Origin of the sequence: Actinokineospora diospyrosa (assembly GCF_024171925.1) — a bacterium.
Taxonomy (GTDB): domain Bacteria; phylum Actinomycetota; class Actinomycetes; order Mycobacteriales; family Pseudonocardiaceae; genus Actinokineospora; species Actinokineospora diospyrosa.
The window spans coordinates 420,405-439,949 of the sequence record NZ_JAMTCO010000002.1 but is presented as its reverse complement, the minus strand read 5'-3'; the positions used below and the strand labels follow the sequence as shown (position 1 = coordinate 439,949).

The 19,545-nt window shown below is 71.9% G+C and carries 16 protein-coding genes; 3 read left to right on the top strand and 13 right to left on the bottom strand.

Features of this window, described 5'->3' with window-relative positions; all coding sequences use genetic code 11:
* Positions 1-3: 3 nt before the first annotated feature.
* The gene (locus tag LV75_RS04480; RefSeq protein WP_253885324.1) at positions 4-2,856 is read left to right on the top strand and encodes a polysaccharide lyase family 8 super-sandwich domain-containing protein; all 2,853 of its coding nucleotides are present in this window, start codon (positions 4-6) and stop codon (positions 2,854-2,856) included.
* 68 nt (positions 2,857-2,924) lie between these two features.
* Positions 2,925-3,881: a CE1 family esterase gene (locus LV75_RS04475; protein WP_253885323.1), complete on the top strand. Its 957-nt coding sequence runs from the start codon at positions 2,925-2,927 to the stop codon at positions 3,879-3,881.
* 140 nt (positions 3,882-4,021) lie between these two features.
* Here the strand turns inward: LV75_RS04475 and LV75_RS04470 are convergent, their stop codons facing one another.
* The 13 genes from LV75_RS04470 to LV75_RS04410 all read right to left on the bottom strand — a co-directional run bounded on the left by LV75_RS04470 (position 4,022) and on the right by LV75_RS04410 (position 17,806).
* Positions 4,022-6,199, bottom strand: coding sequence for a M4 family metallopeptidase (locus LV75_RS04470; protein WP_253885322.1), 2,178 nt, complete (start codon positions 6,197-6,199; stop codon positions 4,022-4,024).
* Between the two features lie 165 nt (positions 6,200-6,364).
* A complete protein-coding gene (glmS, locus tag LV75_RS04465; protein ID WP_253885321.1) occupies positions 6,365-8,179 on the bottom strand; it encodes a glutamine--fructose-6-phosphate transaminase (isomerizing) in 1,815 nt (604 codons plus the stop codon).
* A 13-nt stretch (positions 8,180-8,192) separates the two neighbouring features.
* On the bottom strand, positions 8,193-8,459 hold the full coding sequence (locus LV75_RS04460; protein ID WP_253885320.1) for a hypothetical protein: 267 nt from the start codon (positions 8,457-8,459) through the stop codon (positions 8,193-8,195).
* 61 nt (positions 8,460-8,520) lie between these two features.
* Positions 8,521-9,063 (bottom strand): G/U mismatch-specific DNA glycosylase, encoded by a 543-nt coding sequence (gene mug, locus LV75_RS04455; RefSeq protein WP_253885319.1) that lies wholly within the window; start codon positions 9,061-9,063, stop codon positions 8,521-8,523.
* 275 nt (positions 9,064-9,338) lie between these two features.
* The gene (locus LV75_RS04450; protein ID WP_253885318.1) at positions 9,339-9,716 is read right to left on the bottom strand and encodes a metal-sulfur cluster assembly factor; all 378 of its coding nucleotides are present in this window, start codon (positions 9,714-9,716) and stop codon (positions 9,339-9,341) included.
* Positions 9,713-10,153 (bottom strand): Fe-S cluster assembly sulfur transfer protein SufU, encoded by a 441-nt coding sequence (gene sufU / locus LV75_RS04445; RefSeq protein WP_253885317.1) that lies wholly within the window; start codon positions 10,151-10,153, stop codon positions 9,713-9,715. The genes LV75_RS04450 and sufU overlap by 4 nt, the downstream gene beginning before the upstream one ends.
* The gene (locus LV75_RS04440; RefSeq protein WP_253885316.1) at positions 10,153-11,430 is read right to left on the bottom strand and encodes a cysteine desulfurase; all 1,278 of its coding nucleotides are present in this window, start codon (positions 11,428-11,430) and stop codon (positions 10,153-10,155) included. Before LV75_RS04440 ends, sufU begins: the two co-directional genes overlap by 1 nt.
* Positions 11,431-11,476: 46 nt before the next feature.
* The gene (gene sufC / locus LV75_RS04435) at positions 11,477-12,247 is read right to left on the bottom strand and encodes a Fe-S cluster assembly ATPase SufC (protein WP_253885315.1); all 771 of its coding nucleotides are present in this window, start codon (positions 12,245-12,247) and stop codon (positions 11,477-11,479) included.
* A 36-nt stretch (positions 12,248-12,283) separates the two neighbouring features.
* Positions 12,284-12,610 (bottom strand): non-heme iron oxygenase ferredoxin subunit, encoded by a 327-nt coding sequence (locus tag LV75_RS04430; protein ID WP_253885314.1) that lies wholly within the window; start codon positions 12,608-12,610, stop codon positions 12,284-12,286.
* Entirely contained in the window at positions 12,607-13,767 is a 1,161-nt protein-coding gene (gene sufD, locus LV75_RS04425; RefSeq protein WP_253885313.1) for a Fe-S cluster assembly protein SufD, read from the bottom strand. Before sufD ends, LV75_RS04430 begins: the two co-directional genes overlap by 4 nt.
* Positions 13,767-15,215, bottom strand: coding sequence for a Fe-S cluster assembly protein SufB (sufB, locus tag LV75_RS04420; RefSeq protein WP_253885312.1), 1,449 nt, complete (start codon positions 15,213-15,215; stop codon positions 13,767-13,769). The genes sufD and sufB overlap by 1 nt, the downstream gene beginning before the upstream one ends.
* A 22-nt stretch (positions 15,216-15,237) precedes the next feature.
* Entirely contained in the window at positions 15,238-15,963 is a 726-nt protein-coding gene (locus LV75_RS04415) for a helix-turn-helix transcriptional regulator (protein WP_372504132.1), read from the bottom strand.
* 136 nt (positions 15,964-16,099) lie between these two features.
* Positions 16,100-17,806, bottom strand: coding sequence for a hypothetical protein (locus tag LV75_RS04410; protein ID WP_253885311.1), 1,707 nt, complete (start codon positions 17,804-17,806; stop codon positions 16,100-16,102).
* A gap of 116 nt (positions 17,807-17,922) precedes the next feature.
* On the opposite strand from LV75_RS04410, the gene mptB reads away from it, so the two are divergent.
* On the top strand, positions 17,923-19,539 hold the full coding sequence (gene mptB / locus LV75_RS04405; RefSeq protein WP_253885310.1) for a polyprenol phosphomannose-dependent alpha 1,6 mannosyltransferase MptB: 1,617 nt from the start codon (positions 17,923-17,925) through the stop codon (positions 19,537-19,539).
* Positions 19,540-19,545: the final 6 nt, after the last annotated feature.

Genomic DNA, 19,545 nt, shown 5'->3' with positions numbered 1-19,545 from the left:
GCGGTGGGTGAGCGTGAGGCGGAGCGCATGGCGGTGTCCCGACGGGATTTCCTGGTCATCGGATCGGCAGCAATGGGATCAGCAGCAGTGCTCGCGGTGGGATTCGAACTGCCCGCTGGGGCCGCGGCGCCCTACGACGCGATGCGCGGGCGGTGGCGGGACCTGCTCACCGGCGTCGGGTACGACCCGGGTGCCGCTCCCTTCACCGGCGCGCTGGCCGCGACCGGCGCCTCGGCGACGAGGTACCTCGACGACATGACGCCCGGGGGCGACGCGCTCTGGGACGACCACCCGATCGACGGGGATTCGGGCAACGTGACGGCTTGCTTCACGCGGTTGCGCACGATGGCGCTGGCCTGGGCGCAGCCGGGGACGGGGCACACCGGCTCGTCGACCACGGCCACCGCGGTGCTCGACGGGCTGCGGTGGATGCTGGACAACGCGTACAGCGCGACCGGGGAACCGTACGACAACTGGTGGGACTGGGAGATCGGCTCACCGCAGCGGTTGCTCGACATCTGCTGCTTGGTGACCGTGCCCGCCGCGGAGTTGTCGGACGCCCTCGCCGCGGTGGACAACCACGTGCCGCTCTCGCGATTGGCGGCGTACAAGGACACGAGCACCGGCGCGAACCGGGTGGACCTGTGCCAGGTGATCGCGCTGCGCGGGGTGCTGGGCGCTCAGTCCGCGAGCATCGCCGCCGCCCGCGACGGGCTGTCGCCGGTGTTCCCCCCGGTCCTCACCGGGGACGGGCTCTACGCCGACGGCTCGTTCCTGCAGCACACCTGCGTGCCCTACGCGGGCGGCTACGGCGCCGTGCTGCTCGGCGGGTTGGCCGAGGTGTTGCACCTGCTGTCCGGGTCGGCGTGGGCGGTGACCGACCCGAACCGTCAGGTGCTCTTCGACTCGGTCGACACGGCGTTCGCCCCGTTCCTCCACAACGGACTGGTGGTGGACGCCGTCTCGGGGCGCGGGATCGCCCGCGAGGACCAGGACGACCACCAGCGCGGGCACAACATCATGGCCTCGACCCTGCTGCTGGCGACCACCGGGCTGGCCACGGCGACCGAGGCGGACCGCTGGCGCGGGCTGGTGAAGGGCTGGATCACCCGCGACACCCACGCGCCGTACCTGGCCGACATGCCGGTACCGGACCTGGCGCGCGCGGTGGCGCTGCTCGCCGACGCGGGAGTGCCCGCTGCGGCGCAATCGCCGACGAGCCGGGTGTTCGCGGCGATGGACCGGTCCGTGCACAGACGTCCACTGTGGACGATGGCGGTGGCGATGCACTCCGCGCGGACCACGTTCTACGAGACCGGCAACGGCGAGAACCTGCGCGGCTGGCACACCGGCAGCGGCATGACGTACTGGTGGGGCGGCGACTACGGCCTCGACCAGTACACCGACGGGTTCTGGCCCACGGTCGACCCCTACCGGCTGCCGGGGGTCACCGCTTCGCGCAAGCCGCTGGCCGACGCGGCGGGCGGCACCTGGAACGCGACCCGGCCGACCAGCACCTGGGCGGGCGGCGCCTGCGACGGCGTCGCGTCCGCCGTCGGCCAGCACGTCACCGGGTTGCAGTCGACCCTCACCGGCCGCAAGTCGTGGTTCTTCCTCGACGACGCCGTGGTGTGCCTCGGCGCGGGCATCACCGCCACCGACGGCTCGTCCGTCGATTCCGTTGTGGACAACCGCAACCTCGGCGCGGCGGGCACGCACGCGCTGGTGGTGGACGGCACGACCCAACCCGCGTCGCTGCCCTGGTCGAAGAAGTTCGTCGGGGCGCACTGGGCGGCGATCGCCGGGTTCGGCGGGTACGTGTTCCTCGGCGGGGCGACCGTCACCGCGTCCCGCGCCGCGCGCACGGGTTCGTGGAGCGCCATCGACAGCTCCGGCTCGAGCGACGCGATCACCCGCCGCTACCTCGCGCTGTGGTACGACCACGGCACCAACCCCGTCGACGCGTCCTACGCCTACCTGCTCCTGCCCGGCGCGTCCGCGGCCACCACCTCCGCTCGAAGCGCGTCGCCCGGTGTGACGGTGGTGGCGAACACGGCAACGGTGCAGGGAGTCACAGCGGGGCAGGTGCGCGGAGCGAACTTCTTCGCCGCGGGTGCCTGCGGGGCGATCAGCGCGAACGGCCCGTGTTCGGTGCTGGCCCGCCAGGACGGACCGGTGCTGTCGGTCACCGTCGCCGACCCGACCCGATCGGCGCCGACGGTGCTCGTCACCCTGCCGGACAGCGGTTTCACCGCGGCGGCGGCCGATCCGGGTGTGACGGTGCTGCGCACCTCGCCCACCACCGCACTGCTGGTCGAGGTCGGCGGCTCGCTGGGCGGCAGTCGGACGGTCCGCCTCGGCATCGGGTCTACGGTGTCGCCGCGGACGGCCTGGGCACTGGCCCCGGTCGCCGACGCCTACGTGCGCGACGGCGCCTCCTCGAACCAGAACTTCGGCACCGGAGCGCTCACGGTCAAGACAGCGGCGACCGGGTACAACCGGCGGGCGTTCGTCCGGTTCGACCTCGCCCTGCCCAGCGCGCCGAAGCGGGCGGTGCTGTGGTTGCACGGCAGGGTCAACGACGACGACAACGTCCACTCGACGGTGACCGCGCACCGGGTCACCGGGTCGTGGACCGAGACCGGCGTGACGTGGGACAACCAGCCCACCCTCGGCTCGGCGCTGGCCACCGCCCGGATCAGCCGCACACCGGACTGGATCGGGCTCGACGTCACCGCCGCGCTGACCGCGAACCCGGCCGTGGCGACCTTCGGGCTGTCCGCGGGCCAGTTCGCCGTCCAGCTGGACAGCCGCGAGGCCGCCGCGAACCAACCGGTGCTGCAGGTCGTGACCTGACCGCACCGGTCCAACCAGGACGCTCCCGACCGGGGGCGCCCACCGCAGGTCCATTCCCATGAGGTGCCATGAGATCGCTCACCACCACGCTCGTCACCACGCTCTGCGCGGCCACCGCGCTGGCCTTTCCGCACACCGCGGCCGCTGACGCCCCGCACAACTCCGCCATCCCCTCGACGGGGTGCCAGTACACCTCGACCACCCTGCCGCTCGGCCAGTCGGTGGCGCGGACCATCGTCTCGGGTGGACTGACCCGCCAGTACCTGATCCACCTGCCCACCACCTACCAGCCGGGTCAGCTCAAGCCGCTGGTGCTGGCGTTCCACGGGCGCAAGGGGGACGGCCACGACATCGAGGCCTACTCGGAGATCGACGACCTCAACACCATCGCGGTGTACCCGGTGGGCGCCAAGGGCGAGGACGACGAGCGCGCCTGGCAGGGCGCGCCGTACGCGGCCGCGGTCGACGACGTCCAGTTCGTCCGCGACCTGCTCGACTCGCTGCAGGCGACGCTGTGCGTCGACCCGAACCGGATCTTCGCGGTCGGCAAGTCCAACGGCGGTGGGTTCGTGTCCCTGCTCGCTTGCCAACTCCCCCAGCGCATCGCGGCCTTCGGTGTCGTCGCGGGGGCCTTCTACCCGGGCACCCTCTCCGCCTGCGGCAACCCGACCGCGCCGGTGCCGATCATCGACTTCCACGGCACCGCGGACTCGGTCATCGCCTACACCGGCGACAGCAGCAACCACGGGCAGCCGCTGCCCACGGTCATGAGTTGGGCGCAGGCCTGGGCCAACCGCGCCTCGTGCGCGCCGACGCCGGTCACCGCGCAGCTCAGCAGCGAGGTCGTCGGGGTCACCTGGGGGTCGTGCCTGCCGCACAAGGACGTCCTGCACCTGAAGATCGTCACCGGTGACCACACCTGGCCGGGCGCCCCGGTGTCCAGCGGCCCCGGCAAGACCACCCAGCAGATCGGGGCGACCACCACGATCTGGAGCTTCTTGAGCAACCACCCGCTCATCCCCTGAGCGGCCCGTGTCCACAGTGGCCCACCGGCCACTGTGGACACGGCGATGACCTCGGCGACCCAGCGCAGTGGTCCTGGGTCGCCGAGGTCGGCTCCTCCCCGGCGGGGGCCAACACGCCGGGGAGGAGGTTCGCGGACGGGTCAGCTCACGCTGACGTCGTCGAGGAGGAAGTTGGTCGCGAGGTAGGCGTCCTCCACGCCGGAGAAGCGGATCGTGACGGTCTGGCCCCGGTACGCCGAGAGGTCCACCGTCCGCTGGACGTAGGCGGTGCCCGCGTTGGCGTTCGAGTAGGTGACCGCCGTGGTGCCGTTGAGCTGGACCCGCAGGACGTCGTAGGCGGTGCTGCCGGTCTCCTGGGTGGTGACCTTCAGCCAGAACCGCAGCGCGGGGGCACCGGTGCTGGGCACCCGGACCTGCTGGCTGATCGCCTCACTGGCGGCGCGCCCGTTGCCGAGCAGCCACGCGTAGTACGAGCCGGAGCGCGGCGCCTGCTGGGTGCCGTTGGTGACCACGGCGGACTCGCTCCACCCGGTCTGGCCGGACTCGAAGCCGCCGTTGGTGACCGCGTTGCCCGACGGCGGATTCGTCGTCGTGGTGGGCGGCGTCGTGGTGGGCGGCGTGGTCGTGGTCGGCCGGGTCGTGGTGGTCGGACCGGTCGGGCTGGTCGTCGTGGTGGGGCGGGTGGTGGTCGTGCTGGGCGGCGGCAGGGCGGTGCCGACGCTGACCGCGGCCCAGGCGACGCTGACCAGGTAGCGCTCCTGGCTGTTGGTGCCGTACAGGTCCGCGGCGGCCTGCAGGGTCGCGGTGCGCGCCCCGGCGTAGTTGGTCGTCGAGGTCATGTACGTGCTCAGCGCCCGGTAGAAGACCGCGGCGGCCTTGTCCCGGCCGATGCCTGCGAAGGTGGTGCTGTTGCAGGTGCCGCCGGAGTGCGCGAGGCCGCCGATGGTCTTGTTGCCGGTGCCCTCGGAAGCCAGGTAGAACCAGTGGTTGCCGATGCCCGAGGAGTAGTGCACGTCGACCTGGCCCGCGGTGGAGCGCCAGCAGCTCAGCGAGTTGCCGTCGGCGGCGGGGTTGTCCATCCGGCGGAAGTAGCCGGTGGGCATGCGCAGCTTCTCGCCGATGTAGTAGTCGGCGGGGTCGTTGGCGTTGTTCGCGGAGAACTCGACCATGGTGCCGAAGATGTCGCTCGCGGACTCGTTGAGACCGCCCGACTCCCCGGAGTAGTTGAGGTTCGCGGTGGCCGCGGTGACGCCGTGGGTCATCTCGTGGCCGACGACGTCGAGCTGGGTCAGCGGGGTGTTCTGGTTGGTGGAGCTGCCGTCGCCGAAGACCATGCAGAAGCAGCTGTCGTCGTAGAAGGCGTTGAGCAGGCCGGATCCGATGTGGACGTACATCGTGTGGCCCTGGCCGTTGTTGCGGATGCCGTTGCGGCCGTAGGCGTTCTTGTAGAAGTCCCAGGTCTTGGCCAGGCCGTAGTAGGCGTCGACGGCGATGGTCTGCCGGTTGCTGAGCTGGCCGGTGCCCCACACGTTGTCGGCGTCGGTGTAGGCGGTCGCGCGGGCGGCGGGGCTGTTCTCGGAGCCGCCGTTGCCGTCGAGCACGCGGGTGTTGCCCCGGGTGGTGTCGGTGAGGGTGTAGCCGCCGGAGGCGGAGCTGGTGGAGATGTCGACGGTGCCGACGTGGTAGCCGTTGCCGGTCGCCTTGTGCCGCTTCTCGTAGCGGTCGAGCAGGGAGCCGGTGCCCGCGTCGGTGACGACGACCTCGGCGCCGCCGCCCTCGACGGTGGTGCGGTAGGCCAGGACCGGCTTGCGGTTGATCGCGTAGATGACTAATTCCGGCTTGGCCGCGCCGTCCTTGTTCTCCGCGGTGAGCGCGGGCGCGAGCGCGGCGGCCTTGGTCGAGGCGATCGTGGGGGTGACCGACGGGACGGTGATTGCCTCGGTGGTCGCCTTGTCGACGGCGGTGATCCGGCCGTCGGCGTTGCGGTGCACCACCAGGTCGCCGCCGACGACCGGCAGCTTGTCGAACGTGCGGTCGTAGCGCACGTGGCGGCTGCCGTTGTTGTCGACGACGACGTCCTTGGCGACCAGCTTCTCCTTGGCGCCCAGGCCGAGTTCCTTGGCGGCCGAGGTGGCCTCGGCACCGGCCCGGTCGAGCTCGGCGGTGCGCTGCTGCGGGCTCAGCGCCCGGGCGCCGGGGGCGAACTGGTCCTGCGCGGCACCGGCCTGGGTGGCGGTGACCGCGATGACCGTCGCGCCGACGGCCGTCGCCGCGGCGACGGCCGCGGCGACGAGAGCCTTGCGACCCTTGCGTGACATGACGTCTCCTCCACCGGCCCGGGAGGACAGGGACCCACTGTCCACGGTGGAGTGGACGAGGGCTAGCGGACCGGTGGGCGGAAAACTAGGTGTCACATCCGCGTGAATGAATACGTGGATTGCCCGGCAAGGGGTCGGCAAGGGGTGCTCAAGGGGCCGCGGAGATCACTCCACGGTGACGCTTTTGGCCAGATTGCGCGGTTTGTCGATGTCGCGGCCGAGCGCCGACGCGGTGTGGTAGGCCAGCAGCTGCAGCGGGATGGTGAGCAGGATCGGGTCCAGCTCCGGTTCCCCGCGCGGAACCCGGATGACCTCGTCGGCCAGTCCACTCGGGAGCTCGGCGTTGGTGATCGCGATGACGGGGCCGCCGCGGGCCTTGACCTGCTCGATGGTGGCCAGGTTCTTGGCCAGCAGGTCGTCGGCCGGGACGATGACCACGCTGGGCATGTTCGCGTCGACCAGGGCGAGCGGGCCGTGCTTGAGCTCCGCGGACTGGTAGGCCTCCGCGTGCACGTAGGAGATCTCCTTGAGCTTCTGCGCGCCTTCGCGGGCCACCGGCCAGCCGCGCACCCGGCCGAGGAAGAACATGTGCTCGGCGTGCGCGAAGCGCTTGGCGATCCGGGCGATGTCGGCGTCGTCGGCCAGGACGCGCTCCACGTGCCCGGGCAGCGCGCGCAACCCGGTCACGATCCGTTGCCCGGCGGACGCGCTGAGGTCGCGCACGCGGCCCAGCAGCAGGGCGAGCATCGCGAACGAGACGGTCATGTTCGTCAGCGCCTTGGTGGAGGCCACCGACACCTCCGGGCCTGCGTGCAGGAACAGCCCGCTGCCGCACTCGCGGGCGATCGCGCTGCCGACGACGTTGACCGCGCCGATGACCCGGCCGCCCTTGCGCCTGAGCTCCTGCACGGCGGCGAGGGTGTCCAGGGTCTCGCCGGACTGGCTCACCGCGACGTAGAGCGCGTCCGGGTCCACCACCGGGTTGCGGTAGCGGAACTCCGAGGCGGGCTCGGCGTCGGCGGGGATGCGCGCCAACTCCTCGACCAGGGTCGCGCCCATCTGGCCCGCGTAGTAGGCCGAGCCGCAGCCGAGGAACTTGACCCGCTTGACCGCCCGCAGCGCCATCGGGTCCAGACCCAGCCCGCCCAGGTGCGCGGTGGCGAACCGCTCGTCGAGGCGGCCGCGCAGCGCCCTGGCGATCGCCTCGGGCTGCTCGGCCATCTCCTTGCGCATGAAGTCGGTGTGGCCGCCGAGTTCGTAGTCGTCGGCGGCGAGGTCGACGGTGGTGGGGGTCTTGTTGGTGAGCCGGGCCTCCAAAGTGGACGTCCGGAAGCCCGCGGCGGTCACCGTGGCGAGCTCGCCGTCGTCGAGGAACACGACCTGCTGGGTGTGGTGCACCAGCGCGGCGACGTCGGAGGCGATGAACATCTCGCCGTCCCCGATGCCCAGCACGATGGGGCTGCCGTTGCGGGCGACCACCAGCTCGCCGGGCCGGGCGCGGTCGAGGACGACGAGGCCGTAGGTGCCCTCCACCCCGCGCAGGGCGGCGCGGACGGCGTCCTCCAGGGTGGCGGCGTCCTGGCGGGCGATGAGGTGCGCCAGGGCCTCGGTGTCGGTCTCGGAGGCGAACTCGACCCCCTCGGCGGTGAGCTGGGCGCGCAACTGCTCGGCGTTCTCGATGATCCCGTTGTGCACCACCGCGATGCGCAGGTCCGCGTCCAGGTGCGGGTGCGCGTTGCGGTCCGACGGCTCACCGTGGGTGGCCCACCTGGTGTGCGCGATGCCGACCGTGGCCGGGTCGTCGGTGAGCTTGTCGCGCAGGTCGCGCACCCGGCCCGCGGTCTTGGTCACCGCGATCTTGCCCGCGCGCAGCACCGCGACCCCGGCGGAGTCGTACCCCCGGTACTCCAGCCGGAGCAACCCCTCCACCAGCACCGGCGTCGCCGGTCGGGCCCCCAGGTAGCCCACGATTCCGCACATAGCCCGTCTCTCCCTAGCCGTAGATGATCCGGCGCAGCTGGCGTTCGCTCAGCGCGGGCGCGCGCACCGGCCGCGCCGCGAGCTCAGCGCCGATGCGCACCCAGATGTCGGCGTTGCGCACCTGCTTGCGCCGCAACTCGCCGTGCCTGCGCCGCACGAACTCCTCGACGCTCTCGCCGAAGTACGCCACCACGTCCGCCACGAGCCTGGCCGCGACCCCGGCGGGCAACCCGGTGGTGCCCACGACGTAGCGGACCAGCTCGGCGGGTGGTTCGGTCACGCACGACCCTGGCATTGACTCGACGGCCGAGGCAACTCCTGTGCCCGATATCGGGCAGGGTTCAGCCGAGCGAGGCCCGGAGGTGGCCGAACTCGGCGGCGAGGTCGTCGAGTTGGTAGTGCGCGTTGAGGCCGCTGGGGTTGGGCAGCACCCAGACCCGCACCGACTCGACCAGCTCCGCCTGGGGGCCGACCACCGCCTTCGGCGCGGTGAACGCGGTCCGGTAGGCGGTGATCCCGACGACCGCGACCACCTTCGGCGCGTACTCGGCCACCAGCCCGCGCAACCGGTCGCCGCCGACCTTGAGCTCGTGGTCGTCGAGCTCGTCGGCCCGGGCGGTGGCCCTGGCGACCAGGTTGGTGATGCCGAGCCCGTGGTCGGGCAGCAGGTGCTGCTCGTGCGGGGCGAGCAGCCGGGGGGTGAACCCGGACAGGTGCAGGGCGGGCCAGAAACGGTTGCCCGGGCGGGCGAAGTGGTGGCCGGTGGCACCGGAGTACAGGCTGGGGTTGATCCCGCAGAACAGGACCTCGAGGCCGGGGCCGAGGACATCGGCGATGGTCCGGTCGTTGGCCGCCGCGAGCTCGGCGCGAGTGGGTCGGGGCACGCGACCATGGGAACAGAAGTCGATCACCGCCGCCACCGACGAACGTCGATGTGCCCGCAGCACACCACCGGGACTTTCGGCCCGGATCCGTTGCCCACCAGGCATTCCCCGCCGCCCGAGCGGCCTGACCCGGTCCCGGTCGCGGTGCTCGGCGGTGCTCGGGCCACCCCGCTAACCACCAGTTGCCGACCGCCCCCACCGGGCGCGACCGCCGTGCCCGCACAGCACGGCGGCCCGCCCCCGGAGTGGGGGCGGGCCGCCGGGAAAACGCGGGGTCAGACGGTGAAACCGAGGGCGCGCAACTGCTCGCGCCCGTCCTCGGTGATCTTCTCCGGACCCCAGGGCGGCATCCACACCCAGTTGATCCGGAAGTCGTCCACCAGTCCGCCGCCGGTCAGCGCGGCGCGCGTCTGGTCCTCGATCACATCGGTCAGCGGGCACGCCGCCGACGTCAGGGTCATGTCCAGCGTCGCGGTGTTGTCCGCCTCCACCCGGATGTCGTAGACCAGGCCCAGGTCCACGACGTTGATGCCGAGTTCCGGGTCGACCACGTCGCGCATGGCCTCCTCGAGGTCGTCCAAGGAGGCGACATCGGCGCGGGGGGCCTGGGTGGGCATCCCGGCGGCGCCGCGCTGGATTTCTGGCTCGGTCATGTCGATCCTCCGGTGCGGGCGACGGCGTCCTTGAAAGCCATCCAGCCGAGTAGGGCGCACTTCACTCTAGCGGGGTACTTGGCCACGCCCGCGAAAGCGATGCCGTCCTCCAGGACGTCCTCGTCCGGCTCGACGGTGCCGCGGCCGTGCATCAGCTCCACGAAGGCCTCGAACTTGGTCAGCGCCTCGGCCAGCGGGCGGCCGACCACCAGGTCGGTCAGCACCGAGGTGGACGCCTGGCTGATGGAGCAGCCCTGCCCGTCGTAGGAGACGTCGGCGACCTGGTCGCCGTCGAGCTTGACCCGCAGGGTCACCTCGTCGCCGCAGGTCGGGTTGACCTGGAAGGACTCGGCGTCGAACGGGTCGCGCAAGCCGCGCCCGTGCGGGTTCTTGTAGTGGTCCAGGATGATCTCCTGGTACATCTGCTGCAGCTGCATCAGGCCACCCCGAAGAAGCGCTTCGTCTCCCGCACCCCGGCCAGGAACGCGTCCACGTCCGCGAGGTCGTTGTACAGGTAGAAGCTGGCCCGCACCGACGCCGGGACACCGAGCCTGCGGTGCAGCGGCCACGCGCAGTGGTGCCCGACCCGCACCGCGATGCCCTGGTCGTCGAGGACCTGGCCGACGTCGTGCGGGTGGATGCCCGCCACCACGAACGACACCGCGCCGCCGCGGGCGTGGCCGTCGGCCGGGCCGATGACCCGGATGCCCGGGATCTCGGCGAGGCCGTCGAGCGCGGCGACGGTGAGCAGGTGCTCGTGCGCGGCGACCCGGTCCATGCCGATGGCCGACAGGTAGTCCACGGCCGCGCCGAGGGCCACCGCCTGCGAGGTCATCGGGGTGCCCGCCTCGAACCGCTGCGGCGGCGGCGCGAAGGTCGAGCGCGCCATCTCCACCATCTCGATCATCGACCCGCCGGTGAGGAACGGCGGCATGGCCGCGAGCAGCTCCTGGCGGCCGTAGAGCACACCGAGCCCGTACGGGCCGAGCATCTTGTGGCTGGAGAACACCGCGAAGTCCACGTCGAGCGCGCGCAGGTCGACCACCGAGTGCGGCACCGACTGGCACGCGTCGAGCACGACCAGCGCGCCGACCTCGCGGGCCCGCGCCACCAGCGGCTCGACCGGGTTGACCGTGCCCAACACGTTGGACTGGTGGGTGAACGCCAGCACCTTGGTGCGCGGGGTCACCACGGAGTCCAAGTTGGACAGGTCGAGCCTGCCGTCGTCGGTCACCCCGAGCCAGCGCAGGGTCGCCCCGGTGCGCTGCGCCAATTGCTGCCAGGGCACCAGGTTCGCGTGGTGCTCCATCTCGGTGGTGACGATCTCGTCGCCCGGGCCGAGGACGAACCGGGCCGCCTCGGGACCCGCGGTGGACGCGTTGCCCATGGCGTAGGCGATGAGGTTGATGCCCTCGGTGGCGTTCTTGGTGAACACCAGCTCACCCGGCGTCGCGCCGACGAACGCCGCGATGCGGGCGCGCGCCGACTCGTAGGCGTCGGTGGCCTCCTCGGCGAGCTGGTGCGCGCCGCGGTGCACGGCGGCGTTGTGCTCGGTGAGGAAGGCCCGCTCGGCCTCGATCACCTGGACCGGGTGCTGCGCGGTGGCCCCGGAGTCCAGGTACACCAACCGCTTGCCGTCGCGCACGGTGCGGCCGAGGATGGGGAAGTCGGCGCGCAGGGCGTCGACGTCCAGTGCTGCGGTCACTGCGGTCACCTGACCGGTACCCCCTTCTTGCTTGCCTCTACCGGGTGCAACGCCCTCAGACGCCCGCTGCTTCCTGGGCGCCGGTGTACTTCACGTAACCCTCGGCCTCCAGCACGTTCGCCAGCTCCGAACCGCCGGACTCGACGATGCGCCCGCCCGCGAAGACGTGCACGAAGTCCGGGGTGATGTGGCGCAGGATCCGGGTGTAGTGCGTGATCAGCAGGACGCCGGTCTCCCCGGAGGCCTTGAACCGGTTCACCCCGTCGGACACCACGCGCAGCGCGTCCACGTCGAGGCCGGAGTCGGTCTCGTCCAGGATGGCGATCTTCGGGCTGAGCAGGGCCAGCTGCAGGATCTCGTGCCGCTTCTTCTCGCCGCCGGAGAAGCCCTCGTTCACGCTGCGCTCGGCGAAGGCGGGGTCGATCTCCAGCTCGGACATCGCCGCCTTCACCTCCTTGACCCAGGTGCGCAGCTTCGGCGCCTCACCGCGCACGGCGGTGGCCGCGGTGCGCAGGAAGTTCGACATCGACACGCCGGGGACCTCGACCGGGTACTGCATGGCCAGGAACAGGCCCGCGCGGGCCCGCTCGTCCACGCTCATCTCGAGGACGTTCTCGCCGTCGAGGGTGACCGAGCCGGAGGTCACCTCGTACTTGGGGTGACCGGCGACGGCGTAGGACAGGGTGGACTTGCCGGACCCGTTGGGGCCCATGATCGCGTGGGTCTCGCCTGCCTTCACGGTCAGGTCGACGCCCTTGAGGATCTCCTTGGCGCCGTCGTCGGTCGCGACCGAGACGTGCAGGTCCTTGATCTCCAGGGTGGCCATGGTGGTTCTTCTTCTCCTGTGCGGGAAAGAGCTCAGTCAGTTCGGGGGGTGGTTCACGGCGCGGGTGACGTCGACGAGCACGTCGTCACCGGTGATGGTCACCGCGTACACGTCGACCGGTTCGGTGGCCGGTGGCGCGGAGGGGGCGCCGGTGCGCAGGTCGAAGCACGACCCGTGCAGCCAGCACTCCAGCCCCTTGCGGGACAGTTCGCCCTCCGACAGCGCCACCGCGGCGTGCGAGCACTCGTCGCGCAGCGCGTGGACCTCGTCGCCGCGGCGCACCAGCACCACGGCGACGTCGTCGACCTCGACGGCGAACGGCTTGTCGTCGTCCAAATCGGACAGCGCACAAGCCCGTCTCATACGCCTACGGCTTCCAGTTCGGCCTCGATGGCCGCCTCGAGGCGCTCGCGCACCTCGGGGACCTGGATCTTCATCAGCAGCTCGTGGAAGAAGCCGCGCACCACCAAGCGGCGGGCCTGGTCCTCGGGGATCCCGCGGGCCTGCAAGTAGAACAGCTGCTCGTCGTCGAAGCGGCCCGTCGCGCTGGCGTGACCGGCACCGGCGATCTCGCCGGTCTCGATCTCCAGGTTCGGCACCGAGTCGGCGCGGGCGCCGTCGGTCAGCAGCAGGTTCCGGTTCAGCTCGTAGGTCTGCGTTCCCTCGGCCGCCGCGCGGATCAGCACATCGCCGATCCACACCGTGTGCGCGTCGTTCCCCTGCAGCGCACCCTTGTAGACCACATTGGACGTACAGTTCGCCTGCGAGTGGTCGACGAAGGTGCGGTGCTCGAAGTGCTGCCCCGCGTCGGCGAAGTAGAGCCCGTTGAGCTCGACCTCACCGCCCTTGTCGGCGAACGCCGCCGTCGGCGACACCCGGACCAGGTCGCCGCCGAGGGTGACCACCGTGTGCCGCAACAGCGCGTCGCGACCGATGCTGGCGTGCTGCGCGGAGACGTGCACCGCGTCGTCCGCCCAGTCCTGGATGGACACCACGGTCAGCTTCGCGCCGTCGGCCAGCACGAACTCCACGTTGTCGGCGTACACGCCGGACCCGCGGTGGTCGAGCACGACGACGGCCTCGGCGAACCGCTCGGCGCGGACCTGCAGGTGCCCGTAGGCGACCTGCCCCGCGCCCGGCCCGGTCACGGTGACCAGGACCGGCGCGGACGCCTGGGTCTCCTTGGCCACGGTGAGGACCGTGGCCGCGGTGAACGAGCTGTACGCCTGGGCCGCGACCCGGTCGGCGGGCGTGCCCGCCGCGCCGAGCCGGGCATCCCCGCGCTCGACGGTCTCCACGGTGACCTCGGCGGGCGCGTCGACCTCGACGGTCGCCGAGCCGGTCGCCTCGACCCCGGTGTGCAGACCGGCGAGCCGCTTCATCGGGGTGAAGCGCCAGATCTCCTCGCGCCCGGACGGCACCTCGAACGCGTTCACGTCGAAGGACGTGAACCACTCCGCTCGAGACGACTCGGGCACCACAGCCCCGTGCGAGTGGGGCTTGTCAACAGCCGCGGTCATTAACCGACCGCTCCTTCCATCTGAAGCTCGATCAGCCGGTTGAGTTCAAGCGCGTACTCCATGGGCAGCTCACGCGCGATGGGTTCGACGAACCCGCGCACGATCATGGCCATGGCCTCGTCCTCGGTCAGGCCGCGCGACATCAGGTAGAACAGCTGGTCGTCGCTGACCTTGGACACCGTCGCCTCGTGGCCCATCGCCACGTCGTCCTCGCGGACGTCGACGTAGGGGTAGGTGTCGGACCGGCTGATCTGGTCGACCAGCAGCGCGTCGCACTTCACCGTGGACTTCGAGTGGTGCGCCCGCTTGTTGACCTGCACGAGACCGCGGTAGGAGGTGCGGCCACCGCCGCGCGCCACCGACTTGGAGATGATCGTCGAGGAGGTGTGCGGTGCCATGTGGACCATCTTGGCGCCCGCGTCCTGGTGCTGGCCCTCACCGGCGAAGGCGATGGAGAGCACCTCCCCCTTGGCGTGCTCGCCCATCAGGAACACCGCCGGGTACTTCATGGTCACCTTGGAGCCGATGTTGCCGTCGACCCACTCCATGGTCGCGCCCGCCTCGGCCTTGGCCCGCTTGGTGACCAGGTTGTACACGTTGTTCGACCAGTTCTGGATGGTCGTGTACCGGCAGCGCGCGCCCTTCTTGACCACGATCTCCACGACCGCCGAGTGCAGCGAGTCCGAGGAGTAGATCGGGGCGGTGCAGCCCTCGACGTAGTGCACGTAGGCGTCTTCGTCGACGATGATCAGGGTGCGCTCGAACTGGCCCATGTTCTCGGTGTTGATCCGGAAGTAGGCCTGCAGCGGGATCTCGACGTGCACGCCCTTGGGGACGTAGATGAACGAGCCACCCGACCACACCGCGCCGTTGAGCGCGGAGAACTTGTTGTCCCCGTGCGGGATCACCGAGCCGTAGTACTCCTCGAACAGCTCCGGGTGCTCCTTGAGCGCGGTGTCGGTGTCGAGGAAGATGACACCCTGCTTCTCGAGCTCCTCGTTGATCTTGTGGTAGACCACTTCGGACTCGTACTGCGCGGCGACCCCGGCGACCAGGCGGGCCTTCTCCGCCTCCGGGATGCCCAGCCGGTCGTAGGTGTTCTTGATGTCCTCCGGCAGGTCCTCCCAGGACTGGGCCTGCTTCTCGGTGGAGCGCACGAAGTACTTGATGTTGTCGAAGTCGATGCCGGAGAGGTCGGCGCCCCAGCTGGGCATCGGCTTGCGGTCGAACAGGCGCAGCGCCTTGAGCCGGGACTCGAGCATCCAGGCGGGCTCGTTCTTCTTGGCCGAGATGTCCCGGACCACGGCCTCCGACAAACCGCGCTGGGCGCTGGCGCCCGCGCTGTCGGAGTCGGCCCAGCCGTACTCGTACCGCCCGAGCGTCGCCAGGGTCTCGTCCTGGGTGAGCGGCTGGGGTGTGGTGGTGCGCTGCTGCGCAGCGGCAGTCATGGGGACTTCCCTCCGTCCGGATCTAACTCGTCTTGGTGCCGGGTGCGTGGGGCTGGTGCGGGACGTGCGTGGTGCACGCCGCGTCGCCCCTGGCGATCGTGGCCAGCCGCTGCACGTGGGTGCCGAGCAGGTCGGCGAACGCCGCCGTCTCGACCTCGCACAGCTGGGGGAACTCCGCCGCGACGTGCGCCACCGGGCAGTGGTGCTGGCACAGCTGCTCCCCCGCCCCGACGCTGCGCGTCGAGGAGGCGTAGCCCTCCCTGGTCAGCGCCGCGGCCAGGGCCTCGGCTCGACCGGCGGGATCCACCGGCGCGGTGACCGCGTCGCGGTGCCGGTCGACCAGGGTGGCCACCCGGCGCTCGGCGAACGCGCGCACCGCCTGCTCCCCCCCGCTCTCAGCGAGGAAGCGCAGAGCGGAGATCGCGAGGTCGTCGTAGGCGTGCCCGAACCGCGACCGCCCGGTCTCGGTGAGCAGGAAGAGCTTCGCCGGTCGGCCGCGGCCCCGGGCACCGAGGCGGGGCGCGTCACGGGTGTACGCCTCCCCGTCGGCGACCAGTGCGTCCAAGTGCCTGCGGACGGCGGTCGAGCTCAACCCCAGCGCCTCGGCGATCGCGACCGCCGCGACCGGTCCCCGTTCCAGCAGCAGCCTGGCCACACCCTCGCGGGTGCGGCGCTCGGCCTGCTGCCCGGCCGAGGCGGGGGCGTCGGCCTCCGCAGCGGCCCGCGGAGCGGGAGCGGTCTTTTTCACAACACAAGTGTGTCTTATTTCCCGGCGCCTGGCAAAGACGGGGGTCAGTAGCGGTGAGCCGAGTCACAAGACCCGTTCGAGTGACCCTCGACCGGACTACGCCGATCGGCAGCGCCACCGCGATCGGCCCGCCCGGCTAACCGGGCGGCAGGGCGAGCGCGACCCGGCGCTCGACCATGATCATCATGCCGCACAGCTCGCGCGGGGTGGCGCCGAAGTGCACCCGGTCGGCGCGCATGGCCGACGTGACGGCGGCGACACCACCGGCCAGGGCGACCGCGCGCTGCAGGTGGTCGCGGGCCGAGGCCGGGTCGGCCCGGTCGAGCGCGGCCCTGGCCGCGGACCCGAGCACGTGCCGGTGGGCGGCGGTGGGCAGCTCGTGCGCGGCGATCCAGCCGTCGATCTCGGCCACCGGGTCGAGGTCGGGGTCGGCCCCCGCATGGTCGACGATGGCCGACCAGGCCAGCGCCGTGGCGAACGGCGCGCCGAGGGACTCGAAGGCGGCCAGCGCGTCCTTGGCCGCCGCGAGCGCCGCCGCCGGGTCGTCCCGCTCGCCGCTGATCTTGGCCTGCCACAGGGCGAGGTCGCCGCGGGCGGCGCGGCGGGCCCGGTCGAGCCGCTCGTCGGTGACCGCCGCGGCGACGACCCGCCGGTCGACCGCGTCGAGCAGGACCTCGGCGACGCCGAGCGCCCCGGCGGTGTTCGGCCGCCAGGGCGGGGCGGGCTGCTCCTTGTGCAGCGTCTGGTAGGCCAGCGCGCCCGCCACGTCCGACAGGGACAGGTCCGGCGGCGAGGCGGTCGCGGTGTCGGTGACCCAGTCGTCGATCAGCCGGTTCCTGGTCGCGTCGTCGAGCGCGACCAGCATGCCGACGTCGCCGAACTGGCGGTTGATCAGGCCGAGCCGGGTGGACCGGGTGGCGACCAGCGCCGCCGGGAGCCCACCGACGGCCGCCATGACCAGCAGGTCGTGGTGCGGGTGGAACAGGGAGACGCACGCGGTGAGCAGCAGCGCGGCGAGCATCACGAGCCTGGTGGCGAAGGCACCGATGACCGCGAGCGCCATCAGCGGACCCCGCACGACCTGGTTGGCGATCAACCAGGCCAGCGCCACGAACACCACGGCGGCGCCCAGGACGACCCGGTAGTACCCCCACCCGGCCAAGCCGGGGGTCTCCGCCCACCACAGCGCGGCCCGCTCCCCCGCCGGGCTCGCCGCGAACGCGGTGTAGGCGAGGACCATCGAGATCTCCGCCGCCCTGGTGGTCCACCGGCGCGGCCGCAGCAGCGCGTACCTGGTCCGCTCGGCGTCCACCAGGTAGGTGGTGACCATGGCGGCGCCCATGATCCGCACCGCGGTGTCGCCGTAGTCGCCGCCGGGCAGCGGGACGGCCAGCACGCAGACCATGGGCAGGTAGGGCAGCACCACGGCGGCGAGGCCCCAGCGCTTGTCCGGCCGCCGGCCGTCCTTGGCCGCCGCCGCGACCGGCAGGTCGCTGCCCCGGGTGGTCCGCAGGAAGTAGCCGAAGGCGAACCCGATCAGCAGCGGCACGACGACCCAGGACAGGAACCCGGGGTCGGGCAGCCGCAGGACGGTCAGCGCGGCGGCGCCCGCCAGGAAGCCGAACCCGCAGAACCCGAGCACGAGCGCGGCCGCGACGACCCACCAGCCCGCCTCGTCGAGGGTGTCGGCCAGCGCGTCGGCGAAGATCCCCAGCACCACGGCCGCGGCGAGGTCGAGCCAGGGCGGCAGGCCGGTCCAGTCCGCGCGCCAGAGCCTGCGGCCGATCGAGAGCAGACCCGCGGCGGCGGCCAGGACGATCGACAACGTTGTGGGCTCAGGCATCGGTGCCCCTAGGAGCGGTCGCCGGCCCCGGTGGCACGGTTGATCATGACGGTAGCGCTAGCGCCCCGCGCCCAGGTCCGGTTCCGCCGGATCGGCCTGCCGCTACCCTTCCCGACGTGGTGGCGGGAGACACGACGCGGGTGACGCGCGCGCGGGACGAGCCGGGTCGGGCTGAGTCCGGCCCGCTCGACGAGCGCGAGCGGCGGCAACTGGACGTGGTGCGCCGGTTCGGCACGGTCGGGTCGCTGCTGCTGACCATCGGCTCGCTCGGCGCGGGCGCGGCGCCGGTGTTCAACCCGGTGTTCCGCATCCCGGTGCTCGGGCTGTTCAGCCGGATGACCACGGTGGCGCTGGCGTTCGCGTTCACCGGCGTCTTCATGATCGTGCTGGCCTGGCTGGCGCTGGGCAGGCTGTCGCGGCCGGGCCGGGCGCGCGCGGTGTCGGTGCCGCAGATGGCCCGCACGCTGGTGATGTGGATCGCGCCGCTGGTGTTCACCGTGCCCAGCTTCAGCCGCGACGTCTACAGCTACCTGGCGCAGAGCGAGATCGTGGCGATGGGCCAGGACCCGTACACGGTCGGCCCGGCGCAGGCGCTGGGGGTCAACCACCCGCTCACCCAGGGCGTGCCGACGATGTGGCGGGAGACGCCGTCGCCGTACGGGCCGCTGTTCCTCACCCTGGGCAAGGCGATCAACTGGCTCACCGGCGACCACGTGGTGCTCGGCGTGGCCGCGCACCGGGCGCTGGCGCTGCTGGGCCTGGCGATGGTCATCTGGGCGCTGCCGCGGCTGGCGCGCCGCTTCGGGGTGAGCCCGGTCAGCGCGCTGTGGCTGGGCGCGGCGAACCCGCTGGTGCTGTTCCACCTGGTCGTCGGCGTGCACAACGAGGCGCTGGCGATCGGGCTGATGCTGGTCGGGTTCGAGTTGGCGCTGCGCGGGATGCCGCGGGTCACCCCGGACGGGCCGTTCCCGCCGTGGCAGCGCGGTGAGCTGCTCTGGTACGCCACCGGCGCCGCGGTGATCACCCTGGGCGCGGCGGTGAAGATCCCGGCCGCGCTGGCGCTGGGCTTCCTCGGGGTGATGATCGCGCGCCGGATGGGCGGGTCCTACAAGCACCTGTTCCTGGTGGCGGGCGGGCTCGGCGTGGTCTTCGGCGTCGTGCTGACCGCGACCTCGCTGGGCAGCGGCCTGGGCTACGGCTGGGTGGCGACGCTGAACACGGCGGCGACCATCAAGAGCTGGATGGCGCCGATGACCGCGCTCGGTTTCGGCGCGGGCTGGCTGGGCATCGTGCTCGGCCTGGGCAACCACATCGAGGCGGCGATCACCGCCGGTCGGCTGGTCGGCGCGGTGATCGGCCCGCTGATCGCGGCGAAGCTGCTGATGGACAGCTTCCGCTGGAAGCTGCGGCCGCTGACCGGGCTCGGGGTCGGCCTGGGCGCGGTGCTGGTGTTCGGCGCGACGGTGCAGCCGTGGTACCTGCTGTGGGCCGCCGTCCCGCTGGCCGCGGGCGCCGGGAACACCCGGTTCCGCACCGCGGCGATGGTCGTCAGCGCGGCGCTGGCGGTGGCACTCGGCCCCACCGGCGCGACCTTCGACGGCCGGGTGTTCGTGCTGCCCTACGCCTACATCGGGGCGATCACGGTGACCCTGGTCGCGGTGACCCTGGTCCGCAAGCACATCCCGCGTACCGAGTGGACGCCCGCCGGGGCCGTGACGGCGCCCACGCCCTAGGCTTGG